Below are 16258 nucleotides of genomic sequence, written 5' to 3'. Positions count from 1 at the left end.
ATGAAAAACAACTTTCTTTGGTTCGCAGTCAGGAATGCAAGTCAGGTCTCTGAGGAATTCAATCCTCACTCAGAACCGAAACAATAGCTAACAAATAGAAAAAACAATGATTAAAATCTTACACCTTTCAGACATTCACATGGGCAGCGGCTTTTCCCACGGCCGGATTAATCCAGAAACCGGTTTAAATACGCGGCTGGAAGACTTCGCGGCGACGCTGAGTAAATGTATGGATAGAGCAATTTCTGAACCCGTAGATTTAGTCATATTCGGCGGCGATGCTTTCCCGGATTCGACGCCTGCGCCGTTTGTAAAAGAGGCTTTTGCCCGCCAATTCAGCCGCTTGGTGGACGCGCAAATTCCGACGGTTTTGCTAGTAGGAAATCACGATCAACATTCTCAGGGACAAGGCGGCGCGAGTTTGGGAATTTACCGGACTTTGGGGATACCTAAGTTTATTGTAGGCGATCGCCTGGACACTCACCTGATTCAAACCCGCAGCGGGCCCGTACAGGTGGTAACATTGCCTTGGTTGACTCGATCGACCTTAATGACACGTTCCGAGACTGAAAGCCTGTCTATGGGCGATGTTAACCAATTGTTAACCGAAAAACTGACGATCGCCATGGAAGGCGAAATCCGCCGCCTCAACCCCGACATACCAACCGTACTTTTAGCGCACTTAATGGCAGATAAAGCAAGTCTGGGTGCAGAACGTTTTTTAGCAGTTGGTAAAGGTTTTAACATTCCCGTTTCCATGCTAACTCGCCCTTGTTTTGATTACGTTGCTCTCGGCCACGTTCACAAACACCAAAATCTCAATGCTGACAACAATCCGCCCGTAATTTATCCCGGAAGTATCGAACGAGTTGATTTTAGCGAAGAGAAAGAAGATAAAGGTTTTGTGTTAGTTAATTTGGAACGGGGAAAAGCAGAGTGGGAATTTTGCACTTTGCCAGTGCGGGTGTTTCAGACTATTAAAGTGAATGTTTCCGAATCGGAAAACCCGCAAGCTGAGCTGGTGAAAGCTATTGGGAAGAAGGAGATCGCAGACGCGGTTGTGAGATTGATCTACCAATTGCGATCGGAACAATTGGATTTAATCGACAGCGCAGAATTGCACGCACTTCTGGGCGAAGCGCACAGCTACACAATCCAGCCGGAATTAGTCAGTCAGCTAGCGAGGCCGCGGTTGCCAGAATTGAATGCTAATAATAGTATAGAACCGTTAGAAGCTTTGAAAACTTATCTGGCAAGTCGCGACGATTTGAAAGATGTTGCTGAGAGTATGTTAGAAGCGGCGCAGGGTTTGTTGGGAGAAAAAGAGGAGGTTTTGGTAGAATTTTAGGTAAGTTATATCAATTCCGACTGCACCGGAATGATTTAACCGCAGAGAACGCAGAGAACACAGAGGACGAGAAGAGAGAGATGAATAATTCCGATGCTAACGGATTTAATCTTATCAGCGATCGAACTCGATTGAGTCTATCTTGCAATATTTCACAAGAGGTAAAAATGAGAATTAATAAGATTTATGTTGCTAAACTTTTTGGAGTTTTCAACCATCCGGTTTCTTTGAATATGGAAGATAGAATCACGATTATTCATAGTCCGAATGGATTTGGTAAAACAGCATTACTCAGGATAATTAATGGATTTTTTAATTCACGTTACTCAGAGCTTCGTACTATTCCATTTGCAGAATTGAGAATAGACTTTGATGATGGCAGTCATCTACAAATAACTAAGTCTATCGATACACCTGAACATGAAAAAGATAAAGATTTAATGTTTTCCTTTTCTAAGCCTGGTGCAGAAAAAGAGATATTTTCACCTAATTTATTCATGGACTCAATAGATTTATCAGTGGGAATCAATGTGTCCTCCGAGATCGTAGATGATACACTACAGTCATCAGGTGACATAGAAACACCAACTCAAATTTCGGAATTACAATTAGAAAGTATTCTCATCTCTGCATCTAGGAACTTCATGTCAAAGTTAGCCAGGAGAGTTAAGGAAGAACCAAAGTGGCTGTCAGAACTAAGAAGCTCGATCGATGTTCATTTTATCGAAACTCAGCGTTTGTTAACTCCCTCAAGTGTTCCTAAAACAGCGGTAGATACGAAACACCCCTCAATGATTCCCTCGGTTAATATATATTCCCAGGAACTCGCAGAAGATATTCAAGCAAAGCTGGCTGAATACGGTGCATTGTCTCAATCCCTTGAAAGAACCTTTCCTGCAAGAATTTTCAATAACAAAACACCCTCCGATCTAACAGAGGAAATGCTTCGCAACAAATTAAATGAAATTGAGGAAAAGCGTTCTCGTCTCAGAGAAATTGGTCTTTTAGATAAAGACGAAAATCCTGATTTTCAAATCGAAGAACATATTGATGGAACTACAAAAAACATTCTGTCAGTTTATGTTGAAGATGTCGAAAATAAACTAATGGTTTTTAAGGAACTCGCCACTAAAATAGAACTTTTCACAAGAATTATTAAACACCGATTTCTCTATAAAAATATAAGCATCAGTAAAGAGAAAGGTTTTACCTTTACAACGGCGGATGGTAAGCCTTTGTCGCCCACAGACTTATCGTTCGGGGAACAGCACGAACTGGTAATGCTGTACCAGTTGTTGTTCAAAGTTCAACCTAACTCGCTCGTTCTCATTGACGAACCAGAAATTTCGCTGCACGTAGCATGGCAAGTCGAGTTTCTCAAAGATTTGCGAGCAATTATTAAGCTGGCAAACTTTGATGTGTTGTTAGCTACTCACTCTCCAAGTATTATAGACGATCGCTGGGATTTGACAGTGGAATTACAAAAGCCAGTTGAATGAAAGAATACATTAACCCTAACTACATTGCCAACCAAATTCGCCTACTGAGAAATCAACCTCAATACACTGAACATTCTTTTTTAATCGCTGAGGGAGATACAGATGCGCGGGTATGGAAAAACTTAGTAGACTCCGCAAAGTGTCGTGTGGAAATTGCCCATAACAAGGATAATGCTGTGAATGTGCTCAATATCCTTGAAAAAGATAACTTTTCTGGCGTTTTAGCTGTTGTTGATGCTGATTTTGACATATTAGAAGGTACTGTTACATTTAGTCCTAATTTACTCTTAACAGATACTCACGATTTGGAAACTATGCTGCTGAAGTCGCCAGCACTTGAAAAGGTGCTTTTGGAACACGGATCGGAAGCAAAAATTAATAATTTTGCTAAAGATATCCGCCAGACTTTATTGGAAAGTGCCGAAGTTATCGGTTATTTGCGATGGGCTTCGCTGAAGTTTAATTATTGTTTGAAATTTGAAGGTTTAGCTTTTAATAAATTTGTAGATGATAAAACATTGGCACTAAATGAATCGAAGTTGATTCAAACTGTGAAAAACCACTCTCAAAAGCCGGGACTTGACGAGCAAGAAATTAGAGCAAATATGGAGAACTTAAAAACAGATACTCAAGATATGTGGTACATTTGTTGCGGTCACGATATGATTTCTATTTTGTCGATCGCACTTTGTAAAGCATTAGGTTCCTGTAACTCTAAGGAAGTCGAGCCAAATGTGCTAGAAAAATATTTAAGGGTTGCCTATGAGTCTGCTCATTTCCGAGAGACAAAACTTTACAGAGCTCTTCAGACATGGGAACAAACTAATAAACCTTTCGAGGTTTTATCTAATCTGTAACTCCCGCATTCCCAAAAACTTCCCCTACAACCAACCGAGTTCCATTGGCAAAATCTCCCCCAGACTGCACCTTTTTCCCCGCCAACTGCACCTCCCGCAACAATAATAAACCATCACCGGTTTGGACGATCGCCCCCAAGCCCTTCACAACCTTAACAACTGCCCCATTTGCGCCCGATAACTCCGACAAAACAGGCCATTCGCGTTCCAAAACTCTCAAATCCGCTGGTAATTGCAGCCAATATTCCGGCCCGACGGGTACAGTAGCTATCACCTTCAGAGAATTGCCGCGAAAACTGGTTGTGCAATCCGGGAAAAAGCCCCTAACTTGATTGTGAAGGTCGATCGCACTTTTCGACCAATCCAGCACATAATCCGCACTCTTAATCATCGGCGCGTAAGTCGCCTCAGCATCATTTTGAACAACAGCTTCAATCTGGCCGTCCCTCAATTTCACCAAAGTTTCAACCAACAAATCCGCCCCAATTTCCGCCAACCTATCCGCCAAAGAATCGGCATTATCCAACAGCGAAATACCAGCAAAAGCCTTCAACAGCATCGCCCCAGTATCCATCCCAGCATCCATCAGCATAGTAGTAATTCCTGTTGTCTTTTCCCCGTCAAAAAGACAGCGCTGAATCGGCGCCGCACCGCGATACTTCGGCAAAATTGAACCGTGAACGTTAACGCAAGCCAAACTAGGAATATCCAGAATTTCTTGAGAAAGAATTTGGCCATAAGCCACCACCACAAAAACATCCGCCTCCGCTTCTCGCAACTTAGCCAGAGTTTCCGCATCCTTCTTAATTCGGCGCGGCTGCCAAACCGGGAGACTGTGATTTAAAGCCACATCTTTTACAGGTGAAGGCATCAATTGATTTCCTCTTCCCCGGCGTTTGTCAGGCTGAGTCACCACACCCACAACCTCAAATTCTGGGTGACTTAGCAAACTGGATAAAGTAGGAACCGCAAAATCGGGAGTGCCAAAAAAGACAATTTTCATAGATTTTTACTTATTTCGTACAATAATAACAACAAAACTACGCCATTAATTCATCCACCGCCACCCTAAATCCTGCCAAAACAACCTGAGTTACCGCCACCTCACCAGGCTTGAACAAAACCACCTGACTTTGAGTAATTACTAACACCCAACTACTCTTAGGAAACAGCAGCCAAACTTCCAAACATCCCGATTCTAAATACTCCTGTGCCTTAGCAAAAACATCATCTGCAAAATCGCTAGGCGAAACAATCTCAGCTAGCAGCGGAAAACTCTGGGGCAAAACTGAAAACTCCCCAACTTGCGCCAACAGTTCAGGAGTAATATAAGATACATCGGGTATTCGCCCTTTTTTCATAGTTTGACAAGTGACTTCCACATAAACCTCGCCCCCTTGGCCGCTTGAGTCCATGTAAATGCCCCAATATCGTACTAATCTAGCTTGAATCCGGCGAGTCTTTGCAGTCATTCCCGGTTTCCCCACTACTTCTCCATTGACAAATTCTACAGGATGTTTGACTATAACTTTACCGTCCGCCCACTCCGTCCCGTCAGGAGGATTTTGCATCCATTCTTCCCAAGTTAAATCTAACTGTTCTACACTAGGAATTATCATCGATTTTACAGTTTTTAGTTTTCCTTTCAATCTTATCATATCTCCCCAAACATGGAAAGCCCGTCGAATCTCCTGCTTAAACTCAGCCGCAGCTTATTTGCCGACACCGCCGAACAAGAAAAGTTTATTCACGCAGTCACAAATCCCCAACCTTTTAATCCTGCCATTTTGTGGCTGCAACCAAAACCTACAGAAAACCCATTTATTATTGAAAATCCAGTTAGTTGGCAACCGGAATTTGTAGATAGACTAGCCTTAGAATCGAAGCCAGGAAAACATTCCTTACATCAAGCCGGACATTACTACTGTCTCGACTTTTCCTCAATCTTCGCCGCCTCCACACTGTTAACAATACCGCAGCCAATCAAACTAATCTTAGATATGTGCGCCGCCCCCGGAGGAAAAAGTATATTTGCCTGGAAAACATTAAAGCCAGAATTGCTGTTGTGCAACGAAGTCATAGGCAAACGCATGGGAATGCTGATCTCGAATTTAAGACGCTGCCAGATTCAACCATCCGCCACCGCTAACGTCGATTCCAAAATACTTGCCGAAAAAATACCGCAAACTGCTAATTTAGTAATAGTAGATGCTCCTTGTACCGGTCAATCACTCTTAGCAAAAGGAGACAAAGCACCCGGCTGCTTTCATCATGTCACCATCAACAGCAATGCCAACCGCCAAAAAAGAATTTTAGCCAATTCTGCTAAAATTGTAGCCCCCCAAGGTTATCTTGCATACATGACCTGCACTTATTCAACCGCAGAAAACGAACAAGTCAGCGAATGGCTGTTAAGCAAATTTCCCGAATTTTGGCCAGTCACTGTTCCTCATTTAGAAAAATATCGATCGCACCTGACAGAAATTCCTTGCTATCGGATGTGGCCGCAAGATAAACTAGGAGCCGGAGCTTTCACAGTTTTGTTTCAAAAGACCTCAGCAGGACAGACAAATCAGCTACCCGCAGATTTTCGAGAATTAGCCCGTTTTACCAACCTCTAACTATCCGCGTCCATCCGCTTTCATCTGCGGTCATAAAAACTTCTTCCCTGAATAACACTAAAAAATGATTTTATCAAAAATATCCAAAACCATCAAAATCCAACTAAAACTAGCTGCTTGCATTTTACTTATTTTAAATTTGCTAATATTAAGCGGCTGTGAAAGCCAAGAAAAAAACAGCGAAAAAATCAAGATCACACTGTGGCACGGCATCAATCCCCCGCCCAATCGCGACGTATTTAAAACCCTCACGGACAAATTCAATAAAACACATCCCACGATCCAATTAGAACCAATTTACATCGGTCAGCCAGACCAACAACTGCCAAAGATTCTCACATCAATAGTAGGAAATGCGCCGCCTGATTTGCTGTTTAATGTTCCCACAATTGCCGGAAAACTAGCAGAACTCAACGCCATCCAACCCTTAGAAAAGTGGCTAGACAAATCGCCCCGCAAAGCCGAAATCTACCCGGCACTATTCGAGTCAATGGAACTGGGCGGACATACTTGGTCAGTTCCCCTAGCCACAAACAACGCCGCCATATTTTACCGTCCCAGCTTATTTAAAGCAGCAGGAATCAAAGAAGTTCCGCAGAATTGGGCGCAATTAAAGCAAGTAGCCCGATCGCTCACGCGAGACACCAACGGAGACGGCCGCACAGACCAACACGGCATAGTTCTCTCCCTAGGCAAAGGAGAATGGACAGTATTTACGTGGCTGCCATTCATGTTCAGCGCCGGCGGCGAACTCAAAGCCGCAACACCTCAAAATCCCGTACCCCAAATAGACAATCCCGGTTCTCGCGCCGCCTTAAAATTGTGGAGCGACTTGTTAAAAGAAGGTTCAGCAATACTGTCAGCACCAGAACGCGGTTACGAACTCGACAACTTCATCGCCGGCAAAGTCGCAATGCAAATCACCGGGCCGTGGACGCTAGCACAATTGCAGCAAAGCGCGATCGACTACGCAGTGATGCCGATACCCGCCCTCAAACGCCCCGCAGCCGTCGTTGGGGGTGAAAACATATTTTTAATGAAAACCTCCCCAGAACGAGAGCGAGCAGCCCTAGAATTCTTAGAATACGTTCTAGGTGAAGAATTCCAAACAGCATGGGCATTGGGAACAGGTTACTTGCCAATTAACTTAAAATCGAGACAGAACCAAACTTATCAAAGCTTTGTGGAAAAAAACCCTGTTTTGCGAGTATTTTTAGCACAAATGAACTCAGCCAGAGCGCGACCCATTATCTCAGGTTACTCCCGCCTCTCAGAAAACCTCGGTCGCGCCATAGAAGCAACCCTTCTGGGCCGCAACCCCCAAGACGCCCTTAAAGAAGCTCAAGAGCGTTTGACACTAACCTTAGATAGTGCAGCAGCAAAAGGGAAATAGAGAACGGAAAATATTTTTTTGTGCTGTAATTTCTCCGCTTTCACTGTATTCGATCGCAATACTTGAAGCCTCGATAAATCGGTCGCAAATCTAGTGAAAATAACTCCCGCCTGCACTTCTAATCAGAAATCAGGTTGCTTGCCCCGGAGTTACCTGAACGCAGAGATTTTACGTCGTTGTTATCGGTTTCTTAGGTATTATTGAGCATGGTGAAAAATGTTAGGGCGAATTGAGTTGGGATCGCCCAACATCAAAAAACACCGGCAGTCGCTCGGTAATAAATCTTTAACAAAAACCAAAAATCTACAGACCAAATCTTCAGCCATCACAGATATATTGGCAAAAAAGGGATGCTCCCGAAATTCACGCACAGATGCGATCGCACAGCAAAAAACAACCGAACCCTCAACAGCGCCACAAAAAGTTAGCTCAAAAGGTTCTCCCCCTACCTACCACCCATGACCTACCATCACCTAATAGAAACATTTTCTCTACCCTGTGCCTGTCCCGTGCCACCTACTGAGACCCCAACCACCGTCCACCTTTTCCCGAAACGACAATGCAGACAAAGTTCCTTAACGCCATCAAAGGACATTCCTGGCGGTACTTCCTCGCAGTAGGCGCGATCGCGCTGGTCTACTATTTGGCGTCGCAATTCGCAATTTCCACCCTCACCCTCAGTTCAGAAATTTACCCCATGTGGCCAGCAGCAGGAATTGCCCAAGTCGCCCTGCTGCTGTTCGGGCGGAAACTGTGGCCGGGAATCGCGATCGGAGGCTTCCTGTTCAGCATGAGCGTACCGTCGGCCAACATCGGCACGGCATTGATCTCCGCAAGCGCCAGAAGCCTGCAAGCGTGGACGGGAACTTATCTGCTACAGGGCATTAATTTTAGCGCCGGGCTCGATCGGCTCAAAGACGTTTTAGGAATAGTCGGACTAGCAGCCTTGGGATCTACCTCGATCAACTCCAGCATCGGCAGTATCGTCGTGTGCCTGACCGGTTTATCTAGCTGGAGCAATTTGGGCACGATTTGGGGCACTTGGTGGGTAGGAGACGCTATGGGAATTTTGCTCGTCGCCCCGCTGCTGCTGACGTGGCAACAATTGCCCAAAGCCCCCACTCGTCCCAAACAGATTGCCGAACGAGCGATTTGGCTGCTGCTGCTGCTAGCAGTCGGCTGGCTAGTCTTCTGTTCCCGCACCCGCGCCGCCTACGCCCGCTATCCCCTCGAATACTTACCATTTCCCCTCGTAGTTTGGGCAGCCTTTCGATTCGGCCAGCGCTACACGGCCCTCTCCAACTTCATCCTCTGCGGCTTCGCCATCTGGGGCATAGCCCGAGGCAGCGGCCCCTTTCTCAAACACGCCAGCAGCATCCCCCAAGCACTGTTATCCCTGCAAGCCTTCATCGCCGTCATCGCCGTCACCGGCTTAGTCTTAGCCGCCACAGTCGCCGAACGCCACCAAGCAGAAGCCTCCCTGCGCGCCAGCGAAGCCAGCCTCGCCAACGCCCAGCGCATCGCCCAACTAGGCAACTGGGACTTAGACCGCAACACCCAGCAATTGCGGTGGTCAGAGGAAATTTATCGCATCCTGGGAGAGCGGCCCGGCACTTTTGAACCCACCCTCGAAGCCTTCTTGGAATACGTACACCCCGAAGACCGAGAATTAGTCAAAACCTCGATCGAAGCCGCTTTATTTGAGCAACAGCCTTACAGCATCGACTACAGGCTCGTACTCCCCGACGGCAGCCACCGCTCAGTCTACGAACAAGCCGCCGTCAACTCCCTGTACATCACCAGCACCGTCCAAGACATCACAGACAGAAAGCGGGCCGAAGCCGCCCTGCGTTCTTCAGAAGAAAGATTTTCCAAGGCCTTTCACGCCTCCCCAGTCGGCATCAGCATCTGCACCCTCACAGACGGATGCTTCCTCGATGCCAACGAAAGCTTTTTGCGCTCATTAGGCTGGCTGCGGCACGAATTTATCGGCCGCACCGCCAGCGACTTACAAATGTTGGTAAATTCGGAAGAGGGGCGGCGGCTAGCCCAGATTTTGCAAGCACAAAATTCGATCAGCAACCAAGAAATCAAAATTCGCACTAAAACCGGCGAAGTGCGCGACTGGCTGATGTCAGTCGAACTCATCGACCTCGGCAGCACTCAGTGCGTTTTAATCATGACCACCGACATCACCGAACGCTTGCGTTCCGAAGAATTCCGCCGGGCCGCATTAGCCGCCGAAGCTGCAAATAGATCGAAAAGCATTTTTCTCGCCAACATGAGTCACGAACTCAGAACTCCCCTCAACGCCATCATCGGCTACAGCGAGATCCTGCAAGAAGACGCCCGAGACCTCGGTGCCGAAGAGTTCATCGACGACCTCCAGAGAATTAACACGGCCGGCCAGCACTTGCTAGCGCTGATTAAAGATATTCTCGATTTCTCTAAAATTGAAGCAGGCCGCACCGACTTGCACGTCGAAACCTTCACCATTTCAACTCTGGTTGAGGAAGTAGCTGCCACGATCGCGCCGATGGCTGACAAAAATAGCAATATTCTAGAAATACAATGCCCCGAGGATATTGGCTCGATGCAGACCGACTTGACTAAACTCCGGCAGTCTCTGCTCAACCTCCTCAGCAATGCCGTGAAGTTTACTTGCTCGGGCACGATTACCTTCGCCGTTACCCGATCCCTCGAAACTCCCGCCGAGGCTGCCAACAGACGCAAAAAACTTGGAGCGTATAGAGGAGGTGGCAAAGCAGAAAATAGCTCGTCTACCTTATCTTCCGCTCAAGATTGGATCGTTTTTACAGTCAAAGATACCGGCATTGGCATGAGTCCCGAACAGTTAGCCAGAATCTTCGATCCTTTCACGCAAGCCGATTCCTCAACTACTAAAAAGTACGGCGGCACTGGCTTGGGGCTGACGATTACTAAGAAATTCTGCGAAATGATGGGCGGAGACATTACCGCATTCAGCGAGCTGGATAAAGGTTCTACTTTTACAATTAGGCTGCCAGCTATTTTCACCGACATTCCGCTCTCAACCGAAAAGTCTGATAAATAATAATTTATTGACATTTCTTTTCGAGCGTTGCCAATTTTATTAGCCTCCGCAATTTGCTGATTCTTTCGCTATCAGGTATCGAGATTTTCAACATATAGCCAAATCAATAAAGCCGTTAGGATATAAATATAGTTAGCGCAGTTTTAAAGATTTTGGATAGCAGAGATGTTCGATAGGCTTTTCGATAAAACCTAGGATTTGCTCGATCCCGTACCTTTCGACTAACTGTATACCTGCGTATATATATAATATTATTAATTAAAAAGATATACTGTAGAAAGTTGCCTACAAAGCGCCAGAAATTATGCATCCCCACCTCCAGCGCCAACTCGAACAGCTCGGTTTAGCCCGGGAGTCTCCCCCTCCCACTGCCGAGCAGTGGCAGCTATTCTTAGAGCAAGTAAGTTGTAGCTACGACGGAACTCCGACGAGCCAGCAGGAACCGCTGCTGCAAGCTTGTTTGAGTTCCCAGTCGGTGGCTAGCCCTGATTTTGCGTCCTCGCCCGAGTCCCCTCAAGACTCTGCAACAGCTTCAGAATTCGATCGACTGCGGGCAAGTGTCAACAGTTTGGGGGCGGGATTGTGTATCCTTGACGCGAAAGGGTTTGTAATTTCGGTGAATCCAGAGGCCGAACGCTTGCTGGGGTGGCGAGAGTCGGAACTTGCAGGTGTTTCCCTGCTAGAACGCATCGGGAAGCAAAAGAAAGGCAAGAAATTCGCACTTTTGACAGACGATCCGAAACAGTCACCCAGCAACAATGAAGGTGCGACGATCGCACCTACACAAGGTTTACAAGAGGCGATCGCCTCCGGTCAACCTTGCAGCAATTGGGACGACGAGTTTCTGTGTCGCGACGGCCAGATTTTACCAGTTTCCTATTGCTTCCATCCCGCAGTTGAGGGGGGCGAAATCTCAGTCTTGGTGTTTTTTGACATTAGAAAATACCAAGAACCGCTCTCGATGCTGCAAGCAGTTCTAGAATCTACAGATGCTGGAATTCTCGCGGTTGACAGAAACGGCAACGTATGCAATTACAATCAGAAATTTGTCGAGATGTGGGGTTTGTCCGCCAGCCCGGGAAAGTTGAGCCGATCAACCTTCGGCACTGTCAAAAAACCGATCGACACAGAATTCCCCAACGCCCGGGAACAATTAAAAGACCCCCAAAGATTTCTCCAAAACGCGATCGAAGTGTCGGCAAATCCAGATACTAAAATCCGCGAATTATTAGAATTTAAAGACGGAAAAATTCTCGAATTAAATTCGTTGCCCTCAAAAGTCGGAGCGCAAACAGTCGGCAGAGTCTGGAGCTTTCGAGACGTTACCGATGGCAAAAAAGTAGCACAATCTTTAGAATATCGAGTAAAATTCGCTCAGTTGATTGCCAGTTTGTCAACCAATTTTATCTGCCAGCCCTTATCAGAAATAGACAAAAGCATCGATCGAACTATCGAAGAGATCGCCACCTTCACCGGCTTTAACCGCAGTTACATCTACCTGTTATCAGAAGACAAAACCCGCGCCGACAAAACCTACGAGTGGTGCGCCGGCAGCATTCCGGCAATCAAAGACAGCACCGACAAACAAATAGACATCGCACAAATCCCTTGGATCGCAGAAAAACTCGATCGCGCCGAATGCCTCTATATTCCAGAAATCGGCGAACTCGCGCCCCCAGCGATCGCCGAAATTGCCTATTTTATCCGTCAAAATCCCGCCCAATTCCAGACAGAATCCCCATCCCCAACAGCCAATCAAACAGCAATCGCCTCAATACCTTCGATAGGCGCTTATATCAATAATTTAGAATTTAAAAGACAGCTAAAAAATATTCAATCGCTGATAATTGTTCCCCTAATTTGTAGTAAAAACCTAGTAGGATTTCTCGGATTCGATGGCTTAAAGCAAACAGCAGGTCGAGCAAACGAAATATCGACACAGCTAAAAATGGTAGGAGAAATGCTCGCCAATGTCCTAGAGCGCAAGCGAGGAGAAGCAGCCTTGAGACAAGCCGAAACAAAATACCGCAGCATCTTTGAAAACGCAGTCGAAGGCATATTCCAGACCACCCCAGACGGGCGCTACCTCAGTGCCAATCGCGCACTAGCCCGCATTTACGGCTACGAATCCTCTACCCAAATGCTCGCGGAACTGGTAAACCTCAACCGCCAACTTTACGTAGACCCCAAGCGACGCGCCGAGTTCGCAGCCCAATTGGTCGCGCGCGGCCAAGTCTCAAAATTTGAGTCCCAAATATACCGCCGAGACGGCAGCAAGATCTGGATTTCCGAAAACGCCCGCAGCATCTGCGACGAAACCGGCAGCGTTGTGTACTACGAAGGCACAGTCCAAGACATCACCGATCGCAAACTTGCAGAATCCGCCATGAAGTCAGCCCTAGAAGCAGCAGAATCCGCCAATCGGGCAAAAAGCACATTTCTCGCCAACATGAGCCACGAACTGCGAACACCCCTGAATGCCATCATCGGCTACAGCGAAATGCTCAAAGAAGAAGCCGAAGAATTGGGCAGTTGCGAATCCGTCCCCGACCTCGAAAAAATCTGCAGCGCGGGCAAACACTTGCTGTACCTGATCGACGACATCCTAGATATATCTAAAATTGAAGCAGGCCGAATGGATCTCTACCTAGAAACCTTCGACATCCATGCCTTAATTGAAAGTGCTGTCGCCACGGCCAGGCCGCTGGTCGAGAAAAACGGTAATACCCTAGAAGTGTACTGTCCAGACAACCTCGACACCATGCACGCGGACATGACCAAAGTTCGGCAAGTGCTGCTGAACTTGCTCAGCAACGCTGCCAAGTTCACCCAAAACGGGAGAATTGCGATCGGAGTGGAAAGAATTAAAAATGAACCCTTAAGAATGAAAAATCAAGAAGAATCTTCCCAAATTTTAATTTCCAACTCCGAATTTTTTAGTTTCCGTGTCGCCGACACTGGTATCGGCATGACAAAAGAGCAATTGCAGCGAGTTTTCCAACCTTTCACCCAAGCTGACGCCTCGACTACTCGCAAGTACGGCGGCACGGGTTTGGGACTAGCTATCAGCCAGCGCTTCTGTCATATGATGGGTGGCAGCATTGAGGCCAGCAGCACCTTGGGCGAGGGCAGCACTTTCACCGTACTCTTGCCCAGTGCCATCAAACACCCGGAAATCCCCAACAAAGTCCGCGACAGCACTAGCCCTCCGGTCGCCCCCGCTGTCGGCACGGTGCTGGTAGTTGACGACGACCCGATCTCGCGGGATTTGATCCAGCGCGCCCTCGCTCGCCAAGGACTGCACATAGAAGTCGCCGGCGGTGGCGAGCAAGCTCTCCGGCTGGCTAAGCAACTGCGGCCAGACGCCATTACCCTCGACGTGATCATGCCAGGAATGGACGGCTGGGCGGTACTCTCAGCGCTGAAGGCAGATCCAGACCTTGCCGAAATTCCCGTAATCCTGCTATCCTTTGTTGGCAACAAAAGCCTCGGCTTTGCATTGGGTGCCTCGGACTACCTCACCAAACCAGTGGACGGCAAAAGGCTGGCTGCCTTGTTGAACAAGTACCGACGCGACCAAGACGGCGTTGCAAATAACAATTTGACCTGTCAGATTCTAATTGTGGAAGACGACGTTGCCACGCGGGGAATACTGCGACGCATACTAGAAAGACAAGGCTGGACAGTAACGGAAGCTGACAGCGGGCGCGCTGCTCTCTCTCAGCTAGAAATTGCCCGACCGCATCTGATCCTGCTGGATTTGATGTTGCCAGAAATGGATGGTTTTGAGTTGATCGGCGAACTTCGCAAATCCTACTCTGGAGATCCAATACCGATTGTTGTGCTCACTGGGAAAGACCTGACACCGGCCGAAAGCCAGCAGCTAAACGGTTGTGTCGATCGGGTGCTACAAAAGGGAGTCTACAGTTGCGATACTTTGTTGCGCGATGTTCGCTCTATAGTGAATGACAGGTTCGATCGCAGGTACGACTCGAAAGGCAAGGAGAACACCAATGGCTAAAATCCTGTTGGTCGAAGATAACGAAATGAACAGGGATATGCTTTCCAGGCGTCTGGCCCGCAAGGGACACGAGGTCTTTATCGCTGTTGACGGTGCTGAGGGGGTGTCGATGGCGCTTGCGAAAGTACCGGATTTGATTCTGATGGATATGAGTCTGCCAGTCCTCGACGGCTGGCAAGCAACCCAGCAAATTAAGGCGGCTCCCGAAACTAGCGCGATTCCGGTGATTGCGCTGACGGCTCACGCAATGGCTGGCGATCGTGAAAAGTGTCTGGCCGCAGGCTGCAACGACTACGACACCAAACCGGTCGAGTTTCCCAGACTTTTGAGTAAAATTGAAACGCTTCTGAAAGAGGCTATGACATGAAAGGTGACGAGGGCAGCGTGCTGGTTGTTGACGACAATGAGGTAAACCGCGATTTGCTGGCCCGCCGACTTCAGCGTCAAGGCCACGCGGTGACTGTTGCTGAAGATGGTCTCCAAGCTCTGGAACTGTTGCGAAGAGATCCTTTTGATTTGGTTCTTCTAGACATTATGATGCCGCAAATGAACGGCTATCAGGTGCTGGAAAATCTGAAGGCGGACGAGAAGTTGCGCTACATCCCGGTGATTATGATTTCGGCAGTGGACGATATCGACAGTATCGTGCGGTGTATAGAGTTGGGGGCGGAGGATTATCTTTCTAAACCGTTCAATCCGGTATTGCTTAAGGCTCGGATTAGCGCTTGTCTGGAAAAGAAGCGCCTGCGGGATAAGGAACAGGCGTATTTACGGGAGTTGGCGGAGGAAAAAGAAAAGTCCGAGCGTTTGCTGTTAAATATTTTACCGAAGGCGATCGCGCAGCGCCTCAAACAGGGGGAAAGTACAATCGCAGACAGTTTCGCTGAGGTAACAGTGATGTTTGCCGATTTGGTGGGTTTTACTAAGCTTTCGGCTCATTTGTCGCCGGCCCAGTTGGTGGAGTTGCTCAACGAGATTTTTTCGGCTTTTGACGAGTTGGCCGATCGCTACGGACTTGAGAAAATTAAGACGATCGGCGATGCTTATATGGTGGTTGGCGGTTTGCCGACGCCCAGCGACAACCACGCCGAGTCAATCGCCGAAATGGCGATCGACATTCTAGCAGCAATGACAAAGATACGTACCAAGGGAGGTCAGCCGCTCAGCATCCGCATCGGCATCCACACAGGCCCGGTAGAAGCTGGGGTAATCGGTACTAAAAAATTTACTTACGATTTGTGGGGAGATACGGTAAATACAGCTTCCCGGATGGAATCTCAAGGCGTCGCCGGCAGCATTCAGGTGACAGTTGCTACCTACGAGCGCCTGCGCGATAAGTACGTTTTTGAAGAGCGCGGCGTGATTCCAGTCAAGGGCAAAGGCGATATGATGACTTATCTGCTTGTGGCGCGAAACGTTTCACGACTGATGACCAAATGACCAATT

At 47.5% G+C, this 16258-nt stretch carries 12 protein-coding genes; 10 read left to right on the top strand and 2 right to left on the bottom strand.

Annotated elements, in window-relative coordinates:
- The first annotated feature begins 106 nt into the window (after window positions 1–106).
- The 3 genes from QUA80_RS03895 (at window position 107) to QUA80_RS03885 (ending at window position 3704) form a co-directional block, all read left to right on the top strand.
- The gene (locus QUA80_RS03895) at window positions 107–1348 is read left to right on the top strand and encodes an exonuclease SbcCD subunit D (protein ID WP_333421588.1); all 1242 of its coding nucleotides are present in this window, start codon (window positions 107–109) and stop codon (window positions 1346–1348) included.
- 80 nt (window positions 1349–1428) lie between these two features.
- Entirely contained in the window at window positions 1429–2847 is a 1419-nt protein-coding gene (locus tag QUA80_RS03890) for an AAA family ATPase (RefSeq protein ID WP_333421586.1), read from the top strand.
- A complete protein-coding gene (locus QUA80_RS03885) occupies window positions 2844–3704 on the top strand; it encodes a DUF4435 domain-containing protein (protein WP_333421584.1) in 861 nt (286 codons plus the stop codon). Before QUA80_RS03890 ends, QUA80_RS03885 begins: the two co-directional genes overlap by 4 nt.
- Here the strand turns inward: QUA80_RS03885 and fmt are convergent.
- Both fmt and QUA80_RS03875 read right to left on the bottom strand, forming a co-directional pair.
- Entirely contained in the window at window positions 3694–4707 is a 1014-nt protein-coding gene (fmt, locus tag QUA80_RS03880; protein WP_333421582.1) for a methionyl-tRNA formyltransferase, read from the bottom strand. The genes QUA80_RS03885 and fmt overlap by 11 nt on opposite strands.
- 37 nt (window positions 4708–4744) lie before the next feature.
- Window positions 4745–5323: a Uma2 family endonuclease gene (locus QUA80_RS03875; protein ID WP_333421580.1), complete on the bottom strand. Its 579-nt coding sequence runs from the start codon at window positions 5321–5323 to the stop codon at window positions 4745–4747.
- Window positions 5324–5374: 51 nt separating this feature from the next.
- On the opposite strand from QUA80_RS03875, the gene QUA80_RS03870 reads away from it, so the two are divergent.
- The 7 genes from QUA80_RS03870 (at window position 5375) to QUA80_RS03840 (ending at window position 16252) form a co-directional block, all read left to right on the top strand.
- Window positions 5375–6325 carry an RsmB/NOP family class I SAM-dependent RNA methyltransferase gene (locus tag QUA80_RS03870; RefSeq protein WP_333421578.1) on the top strand — a complete coding sequence of 317 codons (951 nt, stop codon included), beginning with the start codon at window positions 5375–5377 and terminating at the stop codon, window positions 6323–6325.
- Between the two features lie 64 nt (window positions 6326–6389).
- The gene (locus QUA80_RS03865) at window positions 6390–7718 is read left to right on the top strand and encodes an ABC transporter substrate-binding protein (RefSeq protein ID WP_333421576.1); all 1329 of its coding nucleotides are present in this window, start codon (window positions 6390–6392) and stop codon (window positions 7716–7718) included.
- 216 nt (window positions 7719–7934) lie between these two features.
- Window positions 7935–8180 carry a hypothetical protein gene (locus QUA80_RS03860; protein WP_333421574.1) on the top strand — a complete coding sequence of 82 codons (246 nt, stop codon included), beginning with the start codon at window positions 7935–7937 and terminating at the stop codon, window positions 8178–8180.
- 97 nt (window positions 8181–8277) lie between these two features.
- Window positions 8278–10791 (top strand): MASE1 domain-containing protein, encoded by a 2514-nt coding sequence (locus tag QUA80_RS03855; RefSeq protein ID WP_333421573.1) that lies wholly within the window; start codon window positions 8278–8280, stop codon window positions 10789–10791.
- A gap of 304 nt (window positions 10792–11095) precedes the next feature.
- Window positions 11096–14812 carry a response regulator gene (locus QUA80_RS03850; protein WP_333421571.1) on the top strand — a complete coding sequence of 1239 codons (3717 nt, stop codon included), beginning with the start codon at window positions 11096–11098 and terminating at the stop codon, window positions 14810–14812.
- Complete coding sequence (locus QUA80_RS03845) at window positions 14805–15179, top strand: response regulator (RefSeq protein WP_333151004.1); 375 nt, start codon at window positions 14805–14807, stop codon at window positions 15177–15179. Before QUA80_RS03850 ends, QUA80_RS03845 begins: the two co-directional genes overlap by 8 nt.
- Window positions 15176–16252 (top strand): adenylate/guanylate cyclase domain-containing protein, encoded by a 1077-nt coding sequence (locus QUA80_RS03840; RefSeq protein WP_333421569.1) that lies wholly within the window; start codon window positions 15176–15178, stop codon window positions 16250–16252. The genes QUA80_RS03845 and QUA80_RS03840 overlap by 4 nt, the downstream gene beginning before the upstream one ends.
- Window positions 16253–16258: the final 6 nt, after the last annotated feature.

The sequence above is a fragment of the Microcoleus sp. F4-D5 genome (assembly GCF_036704885.1).
GTDB lineage: Bacteria > Cyanobacteriota > Cyanobacteriia > Cyanobacteriales > Microcoleaceae > Microcoleus.
The sequence above is the reverse complement of the archived record's forward strand: the minus strand, read 5'-3'. Positions and strand labels throughout refer to the sequence as shown.

Excerpts from the sequence above, each read along its gene's own strand:
- QUA80_RS03840 (WP_333421569.1), top strand. The coding sequence starts at position 15,176 with ATGAAAGGTGACGAGGGCAGCGTGCTGGTTGTTGACGACAATGAGGTA.
- QUA80_RS03850 (WP_333421571.1), top strand. The coding sequence starts at position 11,096 with ATGCATCCCCACCTCCAGCGCCAACTCGAACAGCTCGGTTTAGCCCGG.
- QUA80_RS03870 (WP_333421578.1), top strand. The coding sequence starts at position 5,375 with ATGGAAAGCCCGTCGAATCTCCTGCTTAAACTCAGCCGCAGCTTATTT.
- QUA80_RS03895 (WP_333421588.1), top strand. The coding sequence starts at position 107 with ATGATTAAAATCTTACACCTTTCAGACATTCACATGGGCAGCGGCTTT.
- QUA80_RS03845 (WP_333151004.1), top strand. The coding sequence starts at position 14,805 with ATGGCTAAAATCCTGTTGGTCGAAGATAACGAAATGAACAGGGATATG.
- QUA80_RS03885 (WP_333421584.1), top strand. The coding sequence starts at position 2,844 with ATGAAAGAATACATTAACCCTAACTACATTGCCAACCAAATTCGCCTA.
- QUA80_RS03890 (WP_333421586.1), top strand. The coding sequence starts at position 1,429 with ATGAATAATTCCGATGCTAACGGATTTAATCTTATCAGCGATCGAACT.
- QUA80_RS03860 (WP_333421574.1), top strand. The coding sequence starts at position 7,935 with ATGTTAGGGCGAATTGAGTTGGGATCGCCCAACATCAAAAAACACCGG.
- fmt (WP_333421582.1), bottom strand. The coding sequence starts at position 4,707 with ATGAAAATTGTCTTTTTTGGCACTCCCGATTTTGCGGTTCCTACTTTA.
- QUA80_RS03875 (WP_333421580.1), bottom strand. The coding sequence starts at position 5,323 with ATGATAATTCCTAGTGTAGAACAGTTAGATTTAACTTGGGAAGAATGG.
- QUA80_RS03865 (WP_333421576.1), top strand. The coding sequence starts at position 6,390 with ATGATTTTATCAAAAATATCCAAAACCATCAAAATCCAACTAAAACTA.
- QUA80_RS03855 (WP_333421573.1), top strand. The coding sequence starts at position 8,278 with ATGCAGACAAAGTTCCTTAACGCCATCAAAGGACATTCCTGGCGGTAC.